At 48.0% G+C, this 24,096-nt stretch carries 16 protein-coding genes; 14 read left to right on the top strand and 2 right to left on the bottom strand.

The annotated features are described in order from the left end of the window. Positions 1–69: 69 nt before the first annotated feature. The 11 genes from K7B07_RS06900 to nagA all read left to right on the top strand — a co-directional run bounded on the left by K7B07_RS06900 (position 70) and on the right by nagA (position 14,702). Positions 70–1,788: a RagB/SusD family nutrient uptake outer membrane protein gene (locus K7B07_RS06900; protein WP_223708491.1), complete on the top strand. Its 1,719-nt coding sequence runs from the start codon at positions 70–72 to the stop codon at positions 1,786–1,788. A 181-nt stretch (positions 1,789–1,969) separates the two neighbouring features. Then, entirely contained in the window at positions 1,970–3,394 is a 1,425-nt protein-coding gene (locus K7B07_RS06895; RefSeq protein WP_223708490.1) for a Gfo/Idh/MocA family protein, read from the top strand. Positions 3,395–3,646: 252 nt separating this feature from the next. Then, positions 3,647–4,936 (top strand): enolase C-terminal domain-like protein, encoded by a 1,290-nt coding sequence (locus tag K7B07_RS06890; protein ID WP_223708489.1) that lies wholly within the window; start codon positions 3,647–3,649, stop codon positions 4,934–4,936. Positions 4,937–4,954: 18 nt separating this feature from the next. Then, on the top strand, positions 4,955–6,244 hold the full coding sequence (locus tag K7B07_RS06885) for an acetylxylan esterase (protein WP_223708488.1): 1,290 nt from the start codon (positions 4,955–4,957) through the stop codon (positions 6,242–6,244). Between the two features lie 150 nt (positions 6,245–6,394). After that, a complete protein-coding gene (locus tag K7B07_RS06880; protein WP_223708487.1) occupies positions 6,395–7,603 on the top strand; it encodes an Nramp family divalent metal transporter in 1,209 nt (402 codons plus the stop codon). Between the two features lie 90 nt (positions 7,604–7,693). Beyond that, on the top strand, positions 7,694–9,151 hold the full coding sequence (locus K7B07_RS06875; protein ID WP_223708486.1) for a PQQ-dependent sugar dehydrogenase: 1,458 nt from the start codon (positions 7,694–7,696) through the stop codon (positions 9,149–9,151). A gap of 30 nt (positions 9,152–9,181) precedes the next feature. Beyond that, a complete protein-coding gene (locus tag K7B07_RS06870; protein ID WP_223708485.1) occupies positions 9,182–10,201 on the top strand; it encodes an NAD-dependent epimerase/dehydratase family protein in 1,020 nt (339 codons plus the stop codon). 3 nt (positions 10,202–10,204) lie between these two features. Next, on the top strand, positions 10,205–11,260 hold the full coding sequence (locus tag K7B07_RS06865; RefSeq protein ID WP_223708484.1) for a dihydrodipicolinate synthase family protein: 1,056 nt from the start codon (positions 10,205–10,207) through the stop codon (positions 11,258–11,260). Between the two features lie 162 nt (positions 11,261–11,422). After that, a complete protein-coding gene (locus tag K7B07_RS06860; protein WP_223708483.1) occupies positions 11,423–12,562 on the top strand; it encodes a prolyl oligopeptidase family serine peptidase in 1,140 nt (379 codons plus the stop codon). Between the two features lie 11 nt (positions 12,563–12,573). Continuing rightward, positions 12,574–13,485, top strand: a complete 912-nt coding sequence (locus K7B07_RS06855) for an alpha/beta hydrolase (protein WP_223708482.1) — start codon at positions 12,574–12,576, stop codon at positions 13,483–13,485. A gap of 26 nt (positions 13,486–13,511) precedes the next feature. Beyond that, the gene (nagA, locus tag K7B07_RS06850; protein WP_223708480.1) at positions 13,512–14,702 is read left to right on the top strand and encodes an N-acetylglucosamine-6-phosphate deacetylase; all 1,191 of its coding nucleotides are present in this window, start codon (positions 13,512–13,514) and stop codon (positions 14,700–14,702) included. 46 nt (positions 14,703–14,748) lie between these two features. Here nagA and K7B07_RS06845 read toward each other — a convergent pair whose 3' ends face one another. Then, positions 14,749–17,136, bottom strand: coding sequence for an ABC transporter permease (locus K7B07_RS06845; RefSeq protein WP_223708478.1), 2,388 nt, complete (start codon positions 17,134–17,136; stop codon positions 14,749–14,751). 388 nt (positions 17,137–17,524) lie between these two features. Further along, positions 17,525–18,469, bottom strand: coding sequence for a hydrogen peroxide-inducible genes activator (locus tag K7B07_RS06840; RefSeq protein WP_223708476.1), 945 nt, complete (start codon positions 18,467–18,469; stop codon positions 17,525–17,527). A 107-nt stretch (positions 18,470–18,576) separates the two neighbouring features. Here K7B07_RS06840 and katG point away from each other — a divergent pair, with 107 nt between their 5' ends. The 3 genes from katG (at position 18,577) to K7B07_RS06825 (ending at position 24,054) form a co-directional block, all read left to right on the top strand. Next, the gene (katG, locus tag K7B07_RS06835; protein WP_223708474.1) at positions 18,577–20,853 is read left to right on the top strand and encodes a catalase/peroxidase HPI; all 2,277 of its coding nucleotides are present in this window, start codon (positions 18,577–18,579) and stop codon (positions 20,851–20,853) included. 320 nt (positions 20,854–21,173) lie between these two features. Beyond that, a complete protein-coding gene (locus K7B07_RS06830) occupies positions 21,174–23,195 on the top strand; it encodes an endonuclease/exonuclease/phosphatase family protein (protein WP_223708472.1) in 2,022 nt (673 codons plus the stop codon). A 61-nt stretch (positions 23,196–23,256) separates the two neighbouring features. Further along, positions 23,257–24,054: a 5'-nucleotidase, lipoprotein e(P4) family gene (locus K7B07_RS06825; RefSeq protein ID WP_223708470.1), complete on the top strand. Its 798-nt coding sequence runs from the start codon at positions 23,257–23,259 to the stop codon at positions 24,052–24,054. Positions 24,055–24,096 lie beyond the last annotated feature (42 nt).

Genomic DNA, 24,096 nt, shown 5'->3' with positions numbered 1-24,096 from the left:
TTCTTTATACCCAAAAGAATGATTACTGGCGAATTCCATCTGACCATTAAAACAATAAAAAATAAACAGATGAAAAAGTATTATATCATTATCCTTGCATTGGTTGCCTTGCTAAATAGTGCATGTAATAAAAGTTTTCTGGACCGCCGGCCGCTGGATGCTACTACGTCGGACGTGTTTTTTGAAACCCCCGATCAGATGCGTACCTATATCAATTCGTTCTATAGTTCCGCCAATTTTCCTCAATATGCCAATCATGGAAGCGATTTTGACAGTGATAATGAGGTCAACAACAGCCCCAATACCCGATTGCAGGGAACCAGGGTAGTCGCCACATCGGGTACCATCAGCTTTGCCGATGTGCGGCGCATTAATTTTTTCTTTGACAACTACCACAGGGTGAAGGACGGTCACGAGCTTAGCGCATACCAGCAATATCTGGGGGAAGCCTATTTCTTTCGTGCGCTGATCTATTATAAATTGTTGCAGAGCTATGGTGCTATACAAATTGTAACAAAAGAATTAACCACTGAATCGGCTGAACTGTACAACCCGCGCGACCCGCGCGATAAAGTGGCGGATTTTATTATTGATCAGCTGGATTCCGCCGTCACCTACCTGATGGCCGATAAAACTTCCGGGGCCGGACGCATCAACAAATGGATTGCCTTGCTTTTTCAAAGCCGTGTAGCCCTGTACGAAGGGACCTGGGAAAAGTACCATGCCGGCACTCCTTTTGGCGTGGAAAATGCCGATCCTGAAAAATATTTTACAATAGCGGCGGCGGCGGCGGAACAGGTAATTAACAGTAATATTTACAAAGTGTACAGTACCGGCAACCCTCGATCCGATTACAAAAGCTTTTTTTCATTATTGGATTATGCCACGAACAGTGAAATGATGTTTTGGCGCAAATATGATAATAACCTGACCGGTGGGGATGCAGCTTTTGTCAATACCCGTTTCTATCGAATGGCAACACCAGATAACAATACCGTTACCAAACAGCTGGCTGATGCCTACCTGTGCTCTGATGGTAAGCCCATTACCGATAATCCATTGTTTAACGGATACAATACACTCGCTCAGGAAGGAGAGAACAGGGATCCCCGCTTTACTCAAACCATCGCCATGCCGGATCAGATTTGGAAGATTAATTCAAATGGTTCAACAGAAAATTGGAGTGTGGCTTATGGTCGGCTCAATTCTACTGCTGCGTATAATGCGCCCTGTGGCTATATTATTCAAAAAGGATACAACCCCAATACGGCATACCACGTACAGCAATATGAAGAGTCGCCCGGTATTATCTACCGCTATGCAGAGGTGCTGCTCAACTATGCCGAGGCCAAAGCCGAACTGGGTACCATTACCCAGGAAGATATAGACAAATCCATAAAACTCTTGCGTGACCGGGTGGGGATGCCCAACCTGCTGATGTCTGCTATTACTACTGATCCCAAATGGGATTTCCCTGAATTATCGCCCCTGATCAATGAGATCCGCCGCGAACGCAGGGTGGAGCTGGCAGCAGAAGGTTTCAGGTGGGATGATATCGCCCGCTGGGCCGCCGCCGACGAGTTGATCGTAGGCAGCCGGCCAAAGGGCTTCAAGGCTTCGCAGATCACAAAGAATCCCTTCCCGGTAGATGAGCAGGGGTTCCTCGACCCGTTCCAGGAATCCCTGCCCTCCGGGTATGGATTTAAATTAGACAGAGACTACCTGAACTCCATTCCGGAAAGTGAAATTTTATTGAACGATAATTTAAAACAAAATCCGGGCTGGTGATGAAGGGATGTCGTTATGCTACACCCAAGCAGAAGGATATCCCGGTTGCCGGATTGTTCAGTAGTAGCGATCACCGGGTGATTTTCCGAGAAAATCTGTAGGAAATACAACAGCATCCCGGGGTTTAAACGGCGTCATTATAAAAAAGCAGCTAACCACCTCAATAACTAAAAATAAGCGTATGACAATTCAACCTGCAAGAAGAAATTTTATTAAAAAATCCTCATTGGCCCTGGCTGGCTTAACAGTGTCCGGATTAGGTGCAACAACATTTGCTGCACCATTAATTGATTCCAGGCGGCGAATAATAGGAGCTAATGATCGCGTACGCACCGGCTTTATTGGGGTAGGCAACCGCGGAACCCAGTTATTACAGGTATTTATGGAGCAGCCGGACTGTGAAGTAGCAGCGCTCTGTGATGTATACAAACCTTATGTTACACGCAATTATGCGGAGGTAGACCCGCGGTATATAAAAGCAATGCCCCGCCAGATCCCTAAAATGGGAGAACAATTTTCCGGTCAGGTAAAACGGTTTAAAGATTATCGCAGGGTGCTGGACGATAAAAGTATTGATGCCGTATGTATTGCCACGCCCGATCACTGGCATGCACTACAGACCGTGGATGCCATTAAGGCCGGGAAGGATGTGTATGTTGAAAAGCCGCTGTCAAAAACCATCCGGGAAGGAAGAGCAATGGTGGATACAGGAAAGAACAGCAAACAGATCATTACGGTGGGGCTCAACCGGAGGGCGGCGCCTACGTTTCAGAAACTGGCCAAAGAAATACCGGCGGGTAAGATCGGAAAAATAACTTTTGGAACCTGCTGCCACGTAAGCAATATGTGCTCCAAGGGCATTGGAAAGCTGAGGCCGGAGACCCCGCCCGAAAATTTTGATTGGGATTTGTGGCTGGGGCCAAGGGCATACCGGCCCTATCAATACAATATTGCACCCTATATGTTCCGCTGGTGGGATGATTATGCCAACCAGTTATCAAACAACGGCATTCACTACCTGGACCTCATCCGCTGGCTCATCGGCGAAGAAGCCCCGGTTGCCGTTAGTGCACATGGAGGTAAATATGTGCTGGATGATGACCGTACGATCCCGGATACCATGCATGTAACGTACGAATTTGGATCCGGCGTTTTAGTAACGGTAACGATCCTTGAGGCAAGTAGCGGCAGTTTTGTGCCGCATGGCTTTCTTGAGCTCAGAGGTACGAACGGAACCTTATATACGGGAGAGGATGATTATAAAGTGCTGCCTGCCCAGCCCGGACAATTCCAGACCTGGTCATCGCAGATGCAGGCGGAAAATTTTGTGTTGGATAAGAATGATCCGGCACTCCCCGGGGGCGGCTATAAGAACAGCACCTTTGGTAATATACGAAACTTCCTGGATTGTGTAAAATCGCGCAAAGAGCCGTGGGCCACACTGGAAACAGGCCATCGCTCCACAACAATGGCCCATTTAGGTACAATAGCAATGCAAACAAAAAAAAGGCTGGAGTGGGATGCGGTAAATGAAAGATTCACCAATTCAGCAGAAGCTAATAAATTACTTTCATATGAGTACAGAAGACCCTGGAAGTTAACATGATTTTGAAGTGTATGGCGGTGTTGAAGTGTACTGTGTGGGTTGTTACCCTGCACCATGGTGAGCGGTCCTGGTTTTTTTGCTCTATCCGCCGCGGTGCGATAAAAAAAATAAAATACCGGCGCATAAAATTACACCTTGTTGGGCATGTTTTAAATGAAGATGAAAAGAAGAACTTTTATCAGTGATACCGCTTCATTATCATTGCTGCCAATGATAAAGCCTTTAGCTGGGCTGGCTATTCAATCTAAAAATATGAAAATCAAAATAGACCATATCGCATCCGATTTTGAAAGGCAGCCCCTGGTGCGGCCGTTCGGGTTTAAAGGCGGTTACTTAACAGAACTGTGGCAAACCGTTTCTTTAATGCAAACCACATCGGGCAGCCCTAAAATTGGTCTTGCCACACAAAGCGTTTTGTACGGTGATCCGGATGTTTTTTCTGGGCATACGGAAAGTGCCGGAAATGCATTGATGTACGCCTTGTCTGAAAAAGCATTGCGGCTGATAAAGGAAACGCCTTTTGACACACCGGTTGATTTTTTATTAACCAGTTTTCCGGAGGTTGCCAAATACGCCAGGGCGCTTACGGGACTCAACAAGGTGAATCCCAACTTTATTTATAATGCATTGGTAAGCGTTGATAATGCTGCATGGTTGGTGTATGCATCAGAAAATAAATCTGCGGATTTTGATGCGATGATCCCCGATGTGTACAAAAAATCGCTCTCCAACCGAAGTCCAGGTATTGCCGTAATGTACCCGATACCGTATGGGATGCCCATGACCGATTTGGTAAAGGCGGCTGCAGACGGCTATTTTGTTTTTAAAATTAAAACAGGACTGCCGGGAGATCAGGAGCAAATGCTGAAATCGGATATGGAACGACTCTCATTGATTCATAACTCACTGAAAGATTTGAGAACATCTCAAACAAAAGATGGCAGGCTTGTGTATACGCTGGATGCCAATGGCCGTTATGAGAAGAAAGAAAGCTTATTACGATACCTCGATCACGCAAAAACAATAGGGGCTTTTGAGCAAATAAGATTAATAGAAGAGCCCTTTCCCGAATCGAATAATGATGATGTGGACGATATCGGGGTAATTATCGGCGCCGATGAAAGTGTGCATACAGAAGCCGATGCCATAAAAAGAATTCAGCAGGGATATAAGGCGATGGTATTAAAAGGAATTGCAAAGACCCTGAGTATGAGTTTAAGGATCGCCAAAATCGCCTGCGAACATAATGTGGCCTGTGTTTGCGCAGACCTGACCGTGAACCCCCTGTTGGTAGATTGGCATAAGAACCTGGCTGCGCGGTTGCAACCATTTCCGGGAATAGGAATGCCGGTAATCGAAGCTAATGGCGATGTGAATTATAAAAACTGGGAGCAAATGAAAACCTTTCACCCCATACAAAATGCATCCTGGCAGCAGGTAAAACAAGGCGTGTTTGAGTTGAATAATGACTTTTATGAACGGAGCGGGGGCATATTTCAGAAAGCGGCACATTATGAAAATATGTTTAAGCAATTTCGGTAATAAGAAATATTCAGTTTTATGGCAAAATATTTTATACAATTGATGGCGGTCTGCCTGGTTTGGGTGGCAACGTTGATGCCTGCTGCTGCTCAGTCTGTATTTGTTGCCGTGAAGGCGGATCATCCGGACTGGATTTATAAGACAGGGGAAAAGGCGCTGTTTTCAGTTGAAGTAACCAGGGATAACAAGCCGCTGGAGGGTGTTACGGTTAATTACCAGACAGGGCTGGAGCGTATATCTCCCGCTGTTACGGGCGATCTGGTTTTAGAAAAGGGCAGCGGGGTAATAGAAGGCGGCTCTTTGAAAGAGCCTGGTTTTCTTCGCTGCATTGTTACTGTCGGCGTTGATGGGAAGCAGTACCGGGGGCTTGCAACGGCCGCCTATGAACCTGAACATATCAAACCCACTACAACGATGCCTGCAGACTTTGTGGCTTTCTGGAAGCAGGCAACGGCTGAAGCAGCCCGGATTCCGATGGATGCACAGATGAGATTGCTGCCCGATAAGTGTACCGGAACAGTAAATGTATATCAAGTGAGTGTTCAGAATTACCGGCAGGGATCCCGTATTTATGGAATATTGAGTATGCCTAAAAAAGAGGGCAGGTACCCGGCTGTTTTAAAAGTTCCCGGGGCAGGAGTGGGAAGCTATAGTCCCGATATTACCCTGTCGGAAAAAGGAATGATCGTACTCCGGATCGAAATTCATGGCCTGCCTTTCACACTTTCAGACAGCGCTTATAAAGCCATTGCAAACGGAAGACTGAAAGGATATCCTTTGTTTGGACATGATAACAGGGATGCCTATTATTTTAAACGCGTATTTATGGGGTGCATCCGTTCCGTTGATTTTTTGTGCGGTTTACCACAATTTGATGGAACAAATCTTGCCGTGGCCGGCGGCAGCCAGGGTGGCGCGCTCACCATTGCAACAGCCGCCCTGGATCATCGGGTTAAATATATGGTAGCTTATTTCCCCGGACTTTCTGATTTAACAGGCTACCTGTATGGCAGAACCGGTGGCTGGCCGCACCTGCTTAAAGATGCAGATAAAGTAACTAAAAAGGAGGTGGAAACTTCCAGGTATTATGATATGGCCAATTTTGCCCGGCTGATCAAAATTCCCGGCTTTTATAGCTGGGGGTTTAATGACGAAACCTGTCCGCCAACAACCGCATATGCCGTTTACAATACGATCCGGGCGCCTAAAGAACTGCTCCTTGTTAAGGAATCGGGACACCAGTATACTCCGGAGCAACGGGTAGGGATGGATAACTGGTTGCAGGAGAAATTAACCGGGAGCAAATAACAATAAAAAGAGTATATGAAAAGGGAATACTTGTTTTTGATCTGTTCCGGAATGTATTACCTTCCGGATAAGGTTTTAAATCGGATAAGGTCGGCCTGAACCCCATTCCTGAAAGAGAAATGTTGCTCAACAAAAAATAATGGAAAATAAATGAAACAAAATCTGATCTTAAAATGGCTGCGTAGCCTGGGGCCGGGACTAATTGTAGCTGCGCTGGTATTTGGCCCCAGTAAAATGACCATCACTTCCAAACTGGGTGCGGTATATGGTTATAGCCTGTTATGGATTATTGCGGTGGCGATATTTTTCATGATCCTTTTTACGTCTATGGCAGCCCGTATTGGTAGGGCAACAGAACAGTCGCTGTTGGCAACTATTACCAAAAAATGGGGACGTACAATTGGAAAATTAGTGGGTATCGGCGTTTTTTTGGTATGTGTATCTTTTCAGGCGGGTAACTCGGTGGGTGTGGGCATCGCCATTGGCGAACTTACGCATACGCCTAAAACCATCTGGATTATTTTGTTTACGCTTATTGCCATAACCCTGTTATTTTTCCGGAGTTTTTATAAAGTACTGGAGCAATTGATGATTTATCTCATCCTGCTGATGTTGCTGTGTTTTGTGATTACATTATTTTTTGCGAAACCCGATCTGGGCGGCGTTATTAACGGGTTTGTACCCGCTGTGCCCGAAGGATCGCACGGACTGATCATTGCTTTTATGGCCTCCTGTTTTTCTATTGTAGGGGCGTTTTATAATGCCTATTTGGTACAGGAAAGAAGGAGGACCGGAGCTGCTTCGGATTTGAAAGGCAGTGGTAGTGTTACCGGTATCATCGTGTTGGGCCTGCTGAGCGCGATTGTACTTATCAGCGCAGCAGCGGTATTGCATCCCAAAGGTATTGTAGTGAACTCGGCTACGGATATGTCTCTGGCATTGCAACCCGTTTTTGGCAGTTACGCTGCCGGCCTTTTTTTAATCGGGTTATTTGCCGCAGCTTTTTCGTCCATTGTCGGCACGGCAAGCATTGGCGGCACGTTATTGGGGGAAGCATTGGGTTTTGGAAATAATTTTAGTTCCCGTGGTGTGCGGGTGCTTATTACTGTGGTGATGATCGTTGGTTCGGCCATTGCACTGATTTTTGGCAAATTGCCGTTGGAGCTCATTGTTCTGGCGCAAAGCGTTACTATTTTTATTGCACCGGCCATAGGCATCGCCATGTACCTGATTGCCAATGACGAAAAAATAATGGGGCAGAACAGGAACAATCTTTTTTTCAGAGTATCCGGGCTGCTTGGTCTGGTTATTATTATTGGTCTGGCTGTAATAAATATCCGTCAACTTTTTTTAAGCTAAAGAATGAAAAAGACAAGCGTCAAGTTTACCCTGTCCTTTGCTTCAACAGTTATTTTTTTGAGCTGCATTTTAGTTCAATGCACGTATTCTGTGGAAACGCGTTTTGATAGTATAAAACCACAATATAACATACAGCTGGATTCCACACTGTTGGCCGTACAGGCGGTATCAATAAATAATAAAGTACCCTGGGAGCTCATGTGGGGACCGGATAATACCTTGTGGTATAATGAACAGGACGGCAGGATTTTCAAAATTGATCATAAAACCGGAAAATCCAAACTGCTGCTTGCGATAAAAGATGTGTATCAAAAAAATACATCCGGACTTTTGGGAATGGTTGCTGTTGCTTCCGACACCCAAAACCCGGAGTCTTTTTTATTTGTTGCCTATTCTTTTAAAAACAAAGACAATGTTGGGTTAAAACTGGTACGTTACCTGATTGAGAAGGATACATTGATGCGTCCGAAAACCTTTTGCACTATAACAGGGTACCGCGGGCATTTCGGAAGCAGGATCGTTCTGTCGGCAGATAAGAAGCTGTTCTGGGCTACCGGGGATGGAGCTGTAAGCGGTGCGGCGTTGGACGCAGCGGATTTAAAAGGAAAGGTATTGCGTTTCAATCTAGATGGAACAGTTCCTTCGGACAATCCGATAGCGGGCAGCCCGGTATGGGCACGCGGATTTAGAAATATACAGGGAATGGTTTTCTCCGGCAACAATTTATTATACACTTCAGAGCATGGGGATGCATCTGACGATGAAGTGAATATTGTACAAAAGGGAGGAAATTATGGTTGGGATAAAATTGAAGGAGCTGCAGATACCGATGCAGAAAAGGCATTCGCCGGCGGCACCCGGATTATCGAACCGGTAATGGCATGGACACCTACTATTGCACCTGCAGGTTTAACCTTTTATAACAACAGCCGGATTCCTGAGTGGAAAAACAGCCTGCTGCTGGTGTCTTTAAAAGACAGAAGCCTGCGGGTATTAAAACGGTCTGCCAATGGAGCGCGCATTGCCGATGAAACGATCTATCTGGATAAAGTTTATGGCAGATTGCGTGCCGTTTGTGTATCGCCTGATGGAGATGTATACCTGTCTACCAGCAATAAGGATTGGAACCCTTACCGTCATCCCGCACCTGATGATGATAAAATATTGCGCATTACCCCTGTAAAAAAGATTTCGGCGGAGGTCTTGCATGGAAAAAAACCGGAGCGGATCCTTGGTAGCGCAAACGTCGCCAGCCTGTACGAAGTCTATTGCTCCGGCTGTCATAAACAGGACGGCTCGGGAAGCCCGGGTGTTTTTCCCGCACTCATCGCATCTCCCGTAGTGCATAATAAAAGTAATCTGATCGATGTATTTTTATGGGGAAAAAGCACAAAAGGAGTACAGGAAAAAATGCCTTCCTTTAAATTTCTGAATGATGATGAAGCTGCTGCCATACTCAATTATGTGCGGTCGAGCTGGGGAAACAATAATAAGGATTCCATAACAAAAGAAGCGGTACAGGCATACAGAGCCGCTAAATCACATTAAACAATCTTCAACCACCTTCAATAACAAACAATGACAAAAACAAAAGAAGAAACCCTCGCTGACTTATTACAACCTTCTGAAGCGCTGTTAAATGATGTTCAGAAAATAAAAGGCGATATACTCATATTGGGAGCCGGTGGAAAAATGGGGCCTGCACTGGCATTGATAGCGCGTAAGGCGGTAGAAAAGACGGGTGGTACCAACAAAATTATTGCAGTGTCTCGTTTCTCAGATCAGGCAGTAGCAGAAAAACTTACAGCAGCGGGCATTGAATTGATAAAAGCTGACCTGCTGGATGATGATGCACTATTTGATCTGCCGGATGCGGACAATGTTATTTATATGGCAGGGCATAAATTTGGCACTACGGGAAAAGAACCTTACACCTGGGCAATGAACAGCTATCTGGCGGGACGCGTGGCCGAAAAATATAAAAAAGCCCGCATTGTCGTTTTTTCTTCAGGAAATATTTACCCGTTTACCGGTATTGAATCGGGAGGGGCTACGGAGGAAACGGCTCCCGCACCATTGGGTGAATATGCGCAATCCTGCCTGGGACGGGAGCGTCTTTTTCAATATTTTTCATCGATACATAATACGCCGGTATTGATCTACCGGTTAAACTATGCAGTTGATGTCAGTTACGGAGTATTACTTGAAATAGCGAAGTCGGTGTATGAGGAAAAAGAAATCGATCTGACAATGGGCTACGTCAACGTTATTTGGCAGGGTGATGCCAACGAAATGGCGATCCGCTCTTTAATGCATTGTTCTGTGCCCGCCCGGATAATCAACTTTACCGGCACAGAAACCATTTCGGTAAAAAGAATGGCCCAAAATTTTGGAAAACTGTTTGACAAAATCCCAAAATTTACCGGCACTGAACAACCGGAGGCATTGCTGAGCAACGCACAAAAATCGGCAGCTTACTTCGGGCAGCCGCAGGTAAGCGTAGCGCAAATGACCCATCTTATTGCCCGTTGGGTACAGGAGGGCGGCGCAACCTTAGATAAACCCACCCATTTTCAGGAACGAAAAGGAATTTTTTAAGTTATGACAGATCATACGATACTTCAGCCCGGGATAAGGACAGCCCTGCAACAGGGCGCTTTTATTCCGGCACATCCCCTGGCACTGCACGAAGACCTTACAATAGATGAAGAAACGCAGCGGCGCCTGACACGATACTACCTGGCCTGTGGTGTAGGCGGATTGGCCGTAGGCGTACATACCACACAATTTGAAATACGGCAACCAGCGTTTAATTATCTGGAACCGGTGTTGCGGTTAGCTGCGGAAGAAATAGACAGGCAACAACGAACTATTATAAAAGTGGCCGGTATTTGCGGGCCTGCTCCCCAGGCGACAAAAGAGGCCGGGTTGGCCCTTAAATACGGGTACCACCTGGGGCTGTTGAGCATGGGCGGCCTGAATGCTCTTTCGGAAAAAGAACTCATTCAGCATGCGCAGCAGGTGGCGGATAAAATTCCACTGTTTGGTTTTTATCTGCAACCTGCCGTGGGCGGACGCGTATTGAGTTATGAATTCTGGAAGGCATTTTGCGAAATAAAAAATGTAATGGCCATCAAAGTGGCGGCCTTCAACCGGTATCAGACATTAGATGTGGTGCGGGCCGTATGCGAATCAGCGCGTGCTGAAGAAATTGCATTATACACCGGCAACGATGATAATATTGTGGCAGATCTTTTAACACCGTATCGTTTTACGATCGGTGGACGCAATATAGAAAAACGGTTTGCGGGCGGGTTATTAGGTCATTATTCCGTATGGACACGCGCCTCCGTATCCCTTTTTTCACAGATCAAAGCCGCAGCAGATGCCGACGCTTTATTGGCAACGGGCGTTGCCGTAACGGATATGAATGCAGCTGTTTTTGATGCATCCCATCAGTTCAAAGGCTCCATTGCCGGTATTCATGAAGTGTTGAGAAGGGGCGGATTAATGAGAGGCCGCTGGTGCCTTAATCCTGAAGAAAAACTTTCACCCGGCCAGGCAGATGAAATAACAAGGGTGATACAACAATATCCGCATTTAACAGATACGGATTTTGTTCGTGCATTTTTGGAGAAAGAGGCCGGGCTTAGCTAAATCGAGCCAGTGACCGATATAGGTAGTGATAAACCACGGATGTGATTGCCACGGTAACCGGTATCCACACAGGTTTTAATAATAAGACCGGTGAAGTTGAACCTTCAGGTGTGGCAAAAAATAATATAGAACAATAAGGAAAACAGAATATTAAAAGCGGATATGAAAAATAAAAGTATACTGCTCTTATTACTGCTAATGGTTGTTATAACGGATACGGCGAATGGTCAGCGATCAGCAAAGGAGACGATCGATGATCGTATCTCCCGGTATTTTTACCCTCCTGCTGCATTAAAGGATGATCTTGGTCCTTACCGGCCGCTGTTAAGATTTTATAACGGGGACACCGTTCTGACCAAACAGGCATGGCAGAAGAGGAGGACCGAAATAGAAACCACATGGCACCGGATGATGGGCCGGTGGCCCTCGTTTATCAAAAAACAGAAAATGGAGCTGCTGGACTCTATACAAAGGGAAGGCTTTATCCAGTACCGGATCCGGTTTAACTGGACCCCCGTTGAAAAAACCATTGCTTACCTGTGCGTACCCCAAACAAAGGGGAAACTGCCGGCCGTAATAACAACATTTTACGAACCGGAAACCGCCATTGGAAAGGGGAAACCCAACCGCGATTTTGCCTGCCAGCTGGCCAGGAGAGGCTATGTTACTTTGTCGATAGGCACTACTGAGGCTTCAAAAGCAGGTACCTATTCTGTTTATTACCCGTCTATAAAAAATGCAACGGTAGCACCTTTATCGATGCTGGCTTATACGGCTGCGAACGCCTGGTATCTTTTGGCCGATTTACCTTATGTTGATAACAAGCGGATCGGGATCATGGGGCATTCATTCGGAGGAAAGTGGGCCATGTTCGCCTCCTGTCTGTTTGATAAATTTGCCTGCGCCGTATGGTCGGACCCCGGTGTGGTATTTGATGATACCAAGGGCAGTGCTGTCAATTACTGGGAGCCCTGGTACTTGGGATATTATCCGCCGCCCTGGAAAGATACCTGGCGGAAAACAGGATCCACAGCAGATGCAAAAGGATTGTATCCCCGGTTGATCAAAGAAGGCTATGACCTGCATGAGCTCATGGCACTGATGGCACCACGACCGTTCCTGGTATCGGGCGGGTCGTCGGACCCTGTGGACCGGTGGACAGCGCTCAACCAGGTGGTTCGGGTAAATGCCTTATTGGGCTACACGAACAGGGTGGCCATGACCAACCGCCCCAAACATGACCCCAATGATGAGTCCAACGAAGCGGCCTATCTCTTTTTTGATTCTTTTCTTAAGAAATAAAAGATCCGTCTATGTATTCTAAACTATCAGCAATCATGTGTAGCCTGTTTTTTAGCACTGCCGCGCTGCTTTTTCCGGTGGTCTTATTGGCGCAAACAGCGGGAAACCCGGTAAAACGCATAAAAAACATCCGGTACGCACCCCTGCCTCCGGCGCCCTTTGACAAGGATTCCAGCTGTGACAGAACACTCGATTTATATATTCCTCAGGAGCCGGCAGAAAGAAAAGTGCCGGTACTGATCTTTGTTCATGGCGGCGGATTTGCCGGCGGTGATAAACGGGGAAATGCAACGCTCTGTGAAAAACTGGCGCAATCAGGGATCGCTGTGGTTGCGGTCAATTACCGGCTGTATCTGAAGTACCATAAAAATGATGCAGCCAGCGCCGGGGCAAATATGGCCAAAGGGCTGCCGGCGGGTGGACATTTTCATCCGGAGCTTGAGAAAGCCATTGAGATGGCGGCCGGAGATGTAGCGCTTGCGATGCAATGGCTTAAAAATAATGCGGCACTTTATTCAATGGATGCCGGGAAAATGATGATCTCCGGTGGTTCTGCGGGGGCCATGACCGCCTTGTATGTTGCATACGTAAAGCCCGCGCTCCCGCTGAAGATAAGCGGGGTGATCGATTTCTGGGGTGGCCTGGAGGATGCCAGCGTAATTAAAAGAAATGCACCACCGGTATTGGTGTATCACGGAAGCAGCGATAAGGTAATTAATGTAGCGTATGCCCATGCCCTGCAGCAACGAATGGCAGCAGCCGGTAACCGTTTATCCGAATTTCATATTATGGAAGGTAAGGGGCATGCTGCTTACAGGATCATTGAAACCGAAAAAAGTGAAGAAGTGGTATCCTTTATAAGAAAGATTTTTGATCTTGCAGCTGCTCCGAAGCGGGACAAAAGCAGCCACTCCTCTGAATAAAACTCATTTATGATTAAAAGAGCCGCATGCTGAAAATTATCAATGGCAATATTATTACACCTGGTAAGATCATCCCTGGAGGCAGCGTATTAATTGATAACGGAAAAATAACAGCTATCAGTGAAGTACTGCCTGAAGTTTACTGTGAGGAGGTCATAGACGCCCGGGACAACTATGTTTCACCCGGTTTTATCGACATTCATGTGCACGGTGGAGGTGGTTATGATTTTATGGATGGAACAGTGGAGGCTTTTATCGGCACTGCCGGAACGCATGCGCGGTATGGTACTACGGCGATGTACCCTACGACGCTAACCAGTGAAGTTGAAGATCTTTTTATAACACTCGACGCTTTTAAAGAAGCAAAAGCTCAAAATAGAACGGGCGCGCAATTGATGGGCATGCACCTGGAAGGCCCTTATTTTGCGATAAACCAGAAAGGAGCGCAGGATCCCAAATATATCCGGAACCCGGATCCCGTGGAGTACCGGAAAATATTGGAATATTCGGAGGATATTGCCAGGTGGAGCGCAGCTCCGGAACTACCGGGCGCCATTGAATTTGGCCGCTATGTAAAATCGAAAGGAAAGGTATTAGCGCTGGCGCATACAGACGCCCTGTATGAAGAAGTAGTGGAGGGCTTTAACAATGGGTACAGTCTGGCAACTCATTTTTATTCCGCCATGAGTGGGGTGACCCGGCGCAACGCTTTCAGGTATGCCGGAGCAATAGAGGCCGGTTATTTAATAGATGAAATGGATGTGGAAGCGATCGCCGATGGGATTCACCTGCCTCCTCCGCTGTTAAAACTGATTTATAAAATAAAAGGAGCGGAACGAACTGCATTAATTACAGATGCAATGCGGGGTGCAGGTATGCCGGAAGGGGAAAGCATATTGGGTAATATAAATGCCGGTCTCAAAGTGGTCATTGAAGATGGCGTTGCCAAACTGCCGGACCGGTCTGCTTTTGCAGGAAGTGTGGCTACTGCCGATCGCCTGGTAAGAACGGTTGTAAAAGATGCGGAGATACCATTGGCAGCGGCTGTAAAGATGATGACCTTAACTCCCGCACGGATCATGGGAATAGACAAAACGAAAGGAAGCCTGGAAGCTGGTAAAGATGCAGATGTGGTGATTTTTGATGATAATATTAATATTATAACGACCCTGGTACAAGGGCTTGTTGTTTATAAGAATAAGGTTGTTCTGCAATAAATCCGTTAGGAGCTATAGCAGATCGATACCGATTAATTAATAGTAGTTATTCCGTACGCAAACTTTTTACCGGGTTGACGCTTACTGCTTTGATGGTTTGGTAGCTTACCGTTAGCAACGCTACAACGAAGGCGCCCAGACCTGCAAGACAAAATATCCACCAGGGGATCCCGGCGTGATAATTGTATTGCTGAAGCCAGCTATGCAATCCGTACCAGGCAACAGGTACAGCGATCGATATAGAAAGCAGCATCAGCTGCACAAAATCCTTTGATAATAATTCCCACAGGCCAAATTCAGAGGCGCCCAACACTTTACGCACGCCGATCTCCTTAACGCGTTGTTCCACCATAAAGGACGCCATCCCAAACAAACCCAGACAGCTGACAAAAACAGCGAGTATGGCCAGGCTGCCGCCCAACCTGCCCATCCGTTCTTCGTCTCCGAATTTTTGATCGTAGGCAGCATCCACAAACTGGTAGTGAAAGGGATCGCCGGGTAGATATTTTTTATAAAGCTTTTCAACCTGTTGCAGAGCGTTTCCGGCGTTGGCATCCGGACGGATCCGGGCAAGCAGGTAATAATCCCGGGCTGTTGTATGAAGATAATAGAGTGAGGGGCGTATGGCGGCATAGGGCGACTCCATGATCATATCCTTTATAACTCCGATGACCTTCATCGGGACGCCCTCCGATTGGATCATGGTACCCACCGGCTGCTTTAATCCCATAAATTTTACGGCTGCCTCGTTCAGCACTACTGCTGAAGAATCGGTGGGATAGGCTCTTGAAAAATCACGGCCCTCCAGCAGTTGCCAGCCTACTGTTTTTCCGTAATCATACCCTACACCGGAAAAGGGAAAGTCTGAACCCGTGTTGGGATCCTTGCCGGGCCAGTCGATCCCTGTAGTGGTTGCACCCACCTGGGTGGGCAAATCATCCGCCTCTGCCACAGCAGCGATCAATCCCCCGTTTGTCAGTTCCGATTGTATCACTTCAAAATGCCCGTGCAGGTCAGGTGCTGGTATTTCAATCGCCACCAGACCGTTCTGATCGTAACCCAGTGGCCGTTTCCGCGCAAATTCGATCTGGCGGAAAACCGTTAAGGTTCCGATGATCAATACCACTGAGATGGTAAATTGAACGACCACCAGCAGTTTACGCTGTACACCGGCAAAACGACCGGCCTGAAAAGGCCCCTTCAGCACCTTTACCGGATTAAAGGAGGAGAGATAGAACGCAGGATACAGGCCCGCGAGCAGTCCTGTAAGCGAGCAAAAAAACAAAGCGGAAATCCAGAACACGGGGTGGGACCATGGAATGGCGGTTTGTTTTCCCGAAATAGTATTGAACAGCGGCAACAACAGACCTACGAGTACCAGGCACAACAAAAAGGATAAAAGCACGCATAGAAATGATTCACAAAAAAATTGCAGGACAAGCTCATATCGCCTGGAGCCAGCGGTTTTGCGTACACCAATTTCCTTTGCCCGTTTTACACTACGTGCCGTGCTCAGGTTCATAAAGTTGATACAGCCCAGGATCAGCACAAAGACGCCGATGATACCAAAAAGCCATATATACCGGATACGCCCGCCATCGTTCCTGCCGTCTTTGAATGTCTCGTACAGATGCCATCGGTCCATAGGGTATAAAAAAAGTTCAGGCCGCTGCTTTGCAAGCCGTTCATTCACGTGCCTCAGACGCAGATCACGTATTACATGCGATACCGACTGCAGGTTTGTAGAGGCTGTAAGCTGCACATAAGTTGTAAAAGCATTGGGACGCCAAGGATCTTCGATCGTTTTCATCCAATCGCTCGTATTGACAAACAATCTCCAGGCGCCCATAAATCCCACATCGCCAAAACTGCTGTTTAAAGGGAGGTTGCGGTACACTCCCGCAATTTTTACTTCAGAATGTTGGTCAAGTGTCACCGTTCTGCCTATCGCATTATGCCCGCCAAACAGCGCTGCAGCCACCGTTTCAGAAATTAATAAAGCGTTGGGATCTGTAAGCCCGTTCCTGTTGCCGCCGATCATATGCAGATCCAGCAGTTCCCCGATCCCGGGTTCGTAGAAGCCTCCCGTATAAAAAACCCTTTTCTGTCCGGCAGATAACGTATGCTCCCATCTGCCCGCTTCGAGAACGACCTGTTTGAAATGGCTGCCGTATTCCTGCCGCAGCGCTTCGGCCACCGGATAAGGCGTTCCGTTTCCGGTACGTACTTCTCCGTTATTGGTAACATGCTGCATGACCTGCGCGATACGATCATGATGGGCGAATTGCCGGTTAAAAGAAAATTCATCCCAGATCCAGAGGCCGATCAGCATCGCCACGGCCATGCCTATGGACAAACCGGTGATATTAATCACTGAAAAGGCTTTATTGCGAAACAGATTTCTCCAGGCAATTTTTAAATAGTTTCTGAACATATATCAGCTTTAAAGATATGGACCAGTTCCGGGGCATACCGACCGTTTCCGTATTGCGGTGTTCGCAATGCTTCGACCGGGTTCTTCATTACTTTTCTGGACAGATCAAACGATTTCTGTTCTACCTGCTACATTCTATTTCCAAATTAACTGCAATCAGTTTTGTTGAAAGGAGAACGTATTGATCGTCGGCAATAAGAACCAGGTCAAACCGCTCAAAAAATAGTGCCGATTCCCCAAATGTTTCAATTGCAGAAAATTACGCATTTCGGCACTCCGAAAAACGTACGAAATAGCACACCAACTGTCCGGTTTTAATACAGCCTGTTTTATCCTGAAAAGGTATAAGAAATAACCGGTAACAGTTTCATAATCCCGTAATGCCGGATCAATGCTCATTCACCGGTACGACCCTGCTGGGTTTATTATTCCGGATCTTTTCGGGTATGGTTCCGGTAATTTCCTTTTTCAGCAGTTCGATCAGCTTCTGTTTCATAAAATTGCGGTGCACCACAAGACTGACCTCCCGCATTGGAGCCGGCTTTTTAAAATGACGGATCATCAGCATTTCCCGCGGAGGCATACCCAGCGTGGCCAGTTCCGGCAATATGGTAATACCTTCATTTACTTCCACCATACGGCGGAGGGTTTCAATGCTTCCGGCTTCATAGTCAAAAAGACTGTGTTCCCGGCTCAGCTTTTTCAGCTCACAGAGATTGGCGATCTGCGACCGGAAACAATGTCCTTCTTCCAGCAGCCAGAGCCGGTCGGGGTCAATGTCCTGGGGGATGACATAGGTTTTATGATAGACCGAATGTTTTCTGGATACATATACCATCAGTTCCTCATAGAATAACACATGTTCCCGGATGCCGGCTTCCTGTAACGGGGTCACCAATATCCCCGCATCCACTTTGTCCTCGCGGAGGGCACGCACAATATGTTCGGTCATCATTTCCTGTACCACCAGCCGGACTGCAGGGTATTTTTTTGCAAAGGGTTTTACAAACAAGGGTAACAGGTAAGGAGCCAGCGTAGGTATAATGCCGATGCGTAATTCGCCCGCTATCACGCCTTTCCGGTGCTGTACCTGTTGCAGCAATACATCCCTTGCGGCAAGCACCGTTCTGGCCTGCTCCAGGATGAGACGGCCGGTTTCTGTAGGCACTACCGGCTGCTTGCTGCGGTCGAACAGAGTAACGCCCAGTTCTTCCTCCAGTTTCTGTACCTGCATGCTCAGCGAGGGCTGTGTTACATGGCAATGCGCTGCCGCCCGGGCAAAATGTTTCAGCTGCTCCAGTGCAATAATATATTCCAGTTGAACGAATGTCATGATAGTTTTTAACTATTAGATTATAAAATTAATTGATTGTGTTTATTTCTCAAAAGTCATAAGTTTGTCTGGAACAAATCTGAGATCAATCAATAAAATTTATAAAAATGGAAAAAGACCCGAATGACATCAGTAAATGCCCTTTTCACAATGGCACGATGAAACAAAATGCAGGCGGAGGCGGCACCAAGAACCGCGACTGGTGGCCCAACCAGCTTAAGCTGAATATTTTGCGGCAACATTCTTCCTTATCGAACCCGATGGATGGAAATTTTAATTATGCGGCAGCCTTTAACAGCCTCGATCTTGAGGCCGTAAAAAAAGACCTGCATGTGCTGATGACCGATTCGCAGGATTGGTGGCCGGCGGATTTTGGTCATTACGGAGGGCTTTTTATCCGCATGGCCTGGCATAGTGCCGGCACTTACCGGGTGGGGGATGGCCGTGGCGGAGCGGGTTCCGGGCAACAGCGGTTCGCACCCCTGAACAGCTGGCCCGACAATGTGAGTCTGGACAAGGCGCGCAGACTGCTCTGGCCCATCAAACAAAAATATGGCAATAAGATATCCTGGGCCGATCTGCTGATCCTGACCGGCAATGTGGCCCTGGAGTCCATGGGCTTTAAAACCTTTGGTTTTGCGGGCGGACGGGAGGATGCCTGGGAGCCGGCAGAAGACGTGTACTGGGGCGCAGAGACCACCTGGCTGGGAGGCGATATACGTTATGCACACGGAGATCCGGGCGTAGAGAAAAAAGGGGGAGTTGTGGTTTCAGACGACAATGCTGATGGTGATATCCACTCCCGTAACCTCGAGAAACCGCTTGCCGCGGTACAGATGGGACTGATTTATGTAAACCCCGAAGGACCGGATGGTAACCCGGATCCCATTGCCGCAGCAAAGGACATCCGCGATACGTTCGGGCGAATGGCCATGAATGATGAAGAAACCGTAGCGCTGATCGCCGGCGGGCATAGCTTTGGTAAAACACACGGTGCAGCACCGGCCACACATGTTGGAAAAGAACCAGAAGCCGCAGGCATGGAGGCGCAGGGATTGGGCTGGGCGAACAGCTTCGGCAAAGGCGTGGGCGCAGATGCGATCACCAGCGGACTGGAAGTGACCTGGACCAAAACCCCCACCCAATGGAGCAATAACTTTTTTGAGAACCTGTTTGGTCATGAATGGGAGCTGACCAAAAGCCCGGCGGGAGCGCATCAATGGGTAGCCAAAGATGGGGAAGACATCATCCCCGATGCGTTTGACCCGGGTAAAAAACACCGTCCCACCATGCTTACAACCGATCTTTCCCTGCGGTTCGATCCGGTTTATGAAAAGATCTCCCGGCGCTTTCTGGAAGACCCGGAAGCCTTTGCCGACGCTTTTGCACGGGCCTGGTTCAAACTTACCCACCGGGATCTGGGACCACGGTCGCGCTACCTCGGACCTGATGTTCCGGCCGAAATACTGCTCTGGCAGGACCCTGTTCCAGAACCGGATCATGTGTTGATCGATGATAAGGATATTGCCGCATTAAAAGCAAAAGTACTGGAGTCGGGGCTGAGCATATCGGAGCTGGTGACCACTGCCTGGGCCTCGGCCTCTACGTTCCGCGGTGGTGATAAACGGGGGGGCGCCAATGGTGCCCGGATCCGTCTGGCCCCGCAACGCTACTGGCAGGTAAATAACCCGGCACAACTGCAAAAAGTGCTGGATGTACTGGAAAACATCCGGAAAGATTTCAACGCAGCACAGGCGGAAAATAAAAAAGTATCGATCGCCGACCTGATCGTACTGGCAGGTGCCGCGGGTATCGAAAAAGCCGCCAAAGATGCGGGACAGAATATTACGGTTCCTGTAACACCGGGCCGTACGGACGCTTCCCAGGAGCAAACGGATGTGGAATCGATTGCGTTTCTGGAGCCCCTGGCTGACGGCTTCCGTAATTACCGTAAAACAGGCCTGGGTGCATCTACAGAAGCATTGCTGATCGATAAGGCACAACTACTGACACTTACGGCACCGGAACTGACGGTGCTGGTTGGCGGCCTGCGCGTACTCGGAACTAATTTTGACGCTTCCGCACATGGGTTATTTACACAACGTCCGGGACAGCTTACCAACGATTTCTTTGTGAACCTGCTGGATATGCGCACCGCCTGGAAAGCCATTACCGACGACCGGGAGCTGTTTGAAGGCAGCGATCGTGCCACCGGAGCCGTTAAATGGACCGCCACCCGTGCCGACCTGGTATTGGGCTCCAACGCAGAACTGCGGGCCATCGCCGAGGTTTATGCAAGTACAGACGGAGCGGAAAAATTTGTGCGGGATTTTGTTGCCGCCTGGAATAAAGTCATGAACCTGGATCGCTTCGACCTGGTATAACCATTCGCACCGTTTGAGTTTCATAGATATCAGAGGTGGCCTGGAAACAGGCCGCCTTTTTTTATAGTGTGGTAATGTTTCCGTCACCCGCTGTATGACCGGCAACATAAAGCGGTTGATGGCACCGGGTGAAAAACAATACGATCGCTCCGGTTATAAAACAACTGTTCGTCTGTGTAATATTAACGGAACGTTAATTTTTTTATTAAATGAATGTTCAATCAATTTAATAAAATAGCTTACCGTTTTCGTAGCATGGTCGCCAGCTCTTTAGAAGCGCACATAATGCTGCAGACTACGATAATAAAATTGATTGTAAGGTGAGGTATCTGTTAACTGTATGGCTGTCATTTCTGTCTGTAACCACCGTATTCCCCCAGTTTGCCGGCAACAGGGTCCTGCACCTGGATGGAAAAGATAACAATGTGCGTACCGGCATGGGGATCATCAAAGCTCCCTGGACCCTGGAAGCCTGGATAAAGGGGGATGATACTTCCTGGAAAGAGCAGGAGGTCATCTTTGGAGGCGGGGAGTACAGTCAGCTGAGTACCACGGATGCATTGCCGCTGGTTTTAAAGAAGGGCCGGTTGCACAATGAAAAGGCAGGTCTTTGGTCGCCCACAGTGCTGGACAACAAATGGCATCATGTAGCATTGAGTTGCGATGGTAAGACCACCCGTCTGTACCTCGACGGAGTACTGGCAGACAGTAAACGGGGTGCAGCTGCTATATTACCGGGAGCCTTGGGGGTGCAGGAAGATGCGGCTGCCGTATTTGGCGGACTGATGGATGAAGTGCGCATCTGGAACACGGCTGTTCCGCAGCGCATCCTGCGCGAATGGAGGTACCGTTCGCTGACACCGGATCATCCGGGATTTAAAGCGCTTGTCGCTTACTATACATTTGATGATGAGCTGGAGGATATGGTAGTGAATTGGGTGGGAAAGGGGGATCAGGCCTACCACCTGCGCAATGGCCGGATCAACTACAGAGGCGATGCTCCATTGGCCTCAACGGTGGTAAATGATGCGTTGCGGTTTGATAAACCAACCCGACAACGGCTTTTTAATGCCGTGGTAGTGGCCAGCGAATGGGACGCGGATGCAGGGACATCAGACGATCAGCTCCTCAAATTGCGTATTGCTGTTACCGGAACAGCAGCGCCTTTATACCTGGATGAATTAATGCTCGATCTGTCGAAGGTTGCTGCATTGCCGGATATCAGCCGTATTCATGTGTATTATGCGGGTAAGACCCCATCTTCCGGGATCCGGGAGGAATTGTTTGGCAATGGAAGACCTCCGGAACGGGTGCTGCGGTTTGCAGGCAGGCCGTTTCGTCTCGGTCCCGGGATCAATTATTTTCTGGTCACTGCCGATATTGCAGAAAATGCCGTGGCCGGTAACCGGGTGGAAATAACCCTTCCTTCCTTCCGGTTGAATAAACGCCGCTACCAGCCGGAAACAGGGATAGGTCTGGTCGCGAAAAGGATTACCGGCAGCAGCAGAACAGACCAGGGTATTATAAAAGTATTGCAATGGAATATATGGCACGGCGGCGTGCACCTGGGTAATAACGGACCCAACAAGGTGATTGATCTGATAAAGGCAACACATGCAGACCTCATTACCATGCAGGAAGCTTATGGATCGCAGCAACGCATTGCGGATTCCCTGGGGTATTATCTGAACACCGCTTCTTCCAAAGACAACCTGGCGCTGTTCAGCCGGTACCCCGTAACAGGCATTCCCACGGCTTACAAAACGTTCAACTCAAATCCGGTAATGGTCAGTCTGCCGGGAGGCCGCCGGATGCTGGTTAATGCCTGCTGGCTCCGCTATGCCTACCGGCCGGAATATACTTCTGTTTTCCAGGAACCGGGGCAGGACACAAGGACCTGGATCGCGGAGGATTCCCTGCTGGGACTTGCAGATGCACGTGCCGTTATCGAAAAGGATACCGGCCCTTATCTGAATGATACGCTGCCCGCCATTATCGGCGGCGATTTCAATTCCTGCAGCCACCTCGACTGGACAAAGGCTGCCGCCCCGCTGCATTTCGGGTATGGTCCGGTTGCATTTCCCATTTCCCGTTATCTGCTGAAAGAAGGGTATAAAGACAGTTTCCGCGAAATGAACCCCGATGAAGTGGCAAGACCGGAAGGTACCTGGGCGGTAATCTATGGCCACCTGCAACGTTACCGGATCGACTTTCTTTACTATAAAGGAAACAATATAAAGGCGGTGGCTTCCAAAATTATAAAAACCACGCCCGAGATCGATAGTGTATGGCCCTCGGATCATGCCGCGGTACTGACCACCTTCCGGCTTACCGGTTTTTGATCAGCAGTATCAGACCCGCTGAATACAGAATATTATTTTTTTGAAATAATTCTTGCAAATTATGAAGCAGTTTTCTTTTTTTATTGGTATCGCGTTTTTGTGTTCCTGCCGGCCGGTGGCGCAACAGGAGCCGCACCATTCGCTTTCATTGATGCCGGAAGCTCCGGCCTGGGGCGCTTTGTGGCAGCAGCGTGCAGCGGAATACAGGGCGTTATCCTATCAGGCCTATAATACAGCCCGGTTCCGGTTGGATCAGATGCTGGAGCAACCTTCAGCAAGACCCAGGGCCATTGTGACCGATGTAGATGAAACCGTACTGGATAATAGTCCTTACTACCTGCACCTGGCAGTGCAGCATGCCGGTTACTCGGATTCTTCGTGGGTCAACTGGACAAAGAAAGTAGCTTGCGATTCGGTGCCCGGCGCACCATCGTTTTTTCAATATGCTGCTTCAAAGGGGATAACAGTATTTTATATTACAAACCGTATTGCGGAAGACCGGCTGCAGACAGTAGAAAACCTGAAAAAATATGACTTCCCAAATGCGGATACCAGTCATTTAATGCTGATGGGTGCTGTGTCGGATAAAGAAGCACGGAGGCAGGTCGTACTGAAAGCATATGACATCATCATGTTACTGGGTGATAATCTCGGGGATTTTTCGTCCCTGTTCGACAACCGTTCCATGGACAGCCGCCATGAATGGACGGAAAAATATAAGGCTGATTTTGGCAGTAAATTTATTGTCCTTCCCAATCATATGTACGGCAACTGGGAAGAGGGCTATTACAACGGAAAAAAACTCGGGTCGGTTACCGACAGTAATGCGGTATTGCAACAGCTTTCCAGTTATTATTGATAGCTGATCTCCTGATACAAAACCAGCAGATAACATTCATGC

This window comes from Niabella beijingensis (genome assembly GCF_020034665.1).
Lineage (GTDB): Bacteria > Bacteroidota > Bacteroidia > Chitinophagales > Chitinophagaceae > Niabella > Niabella beijingensis.
Note: the sequence above shows the minus strand (reverse complement) of the source record. Positions and strands in the feature narration are given on the sequence as shown.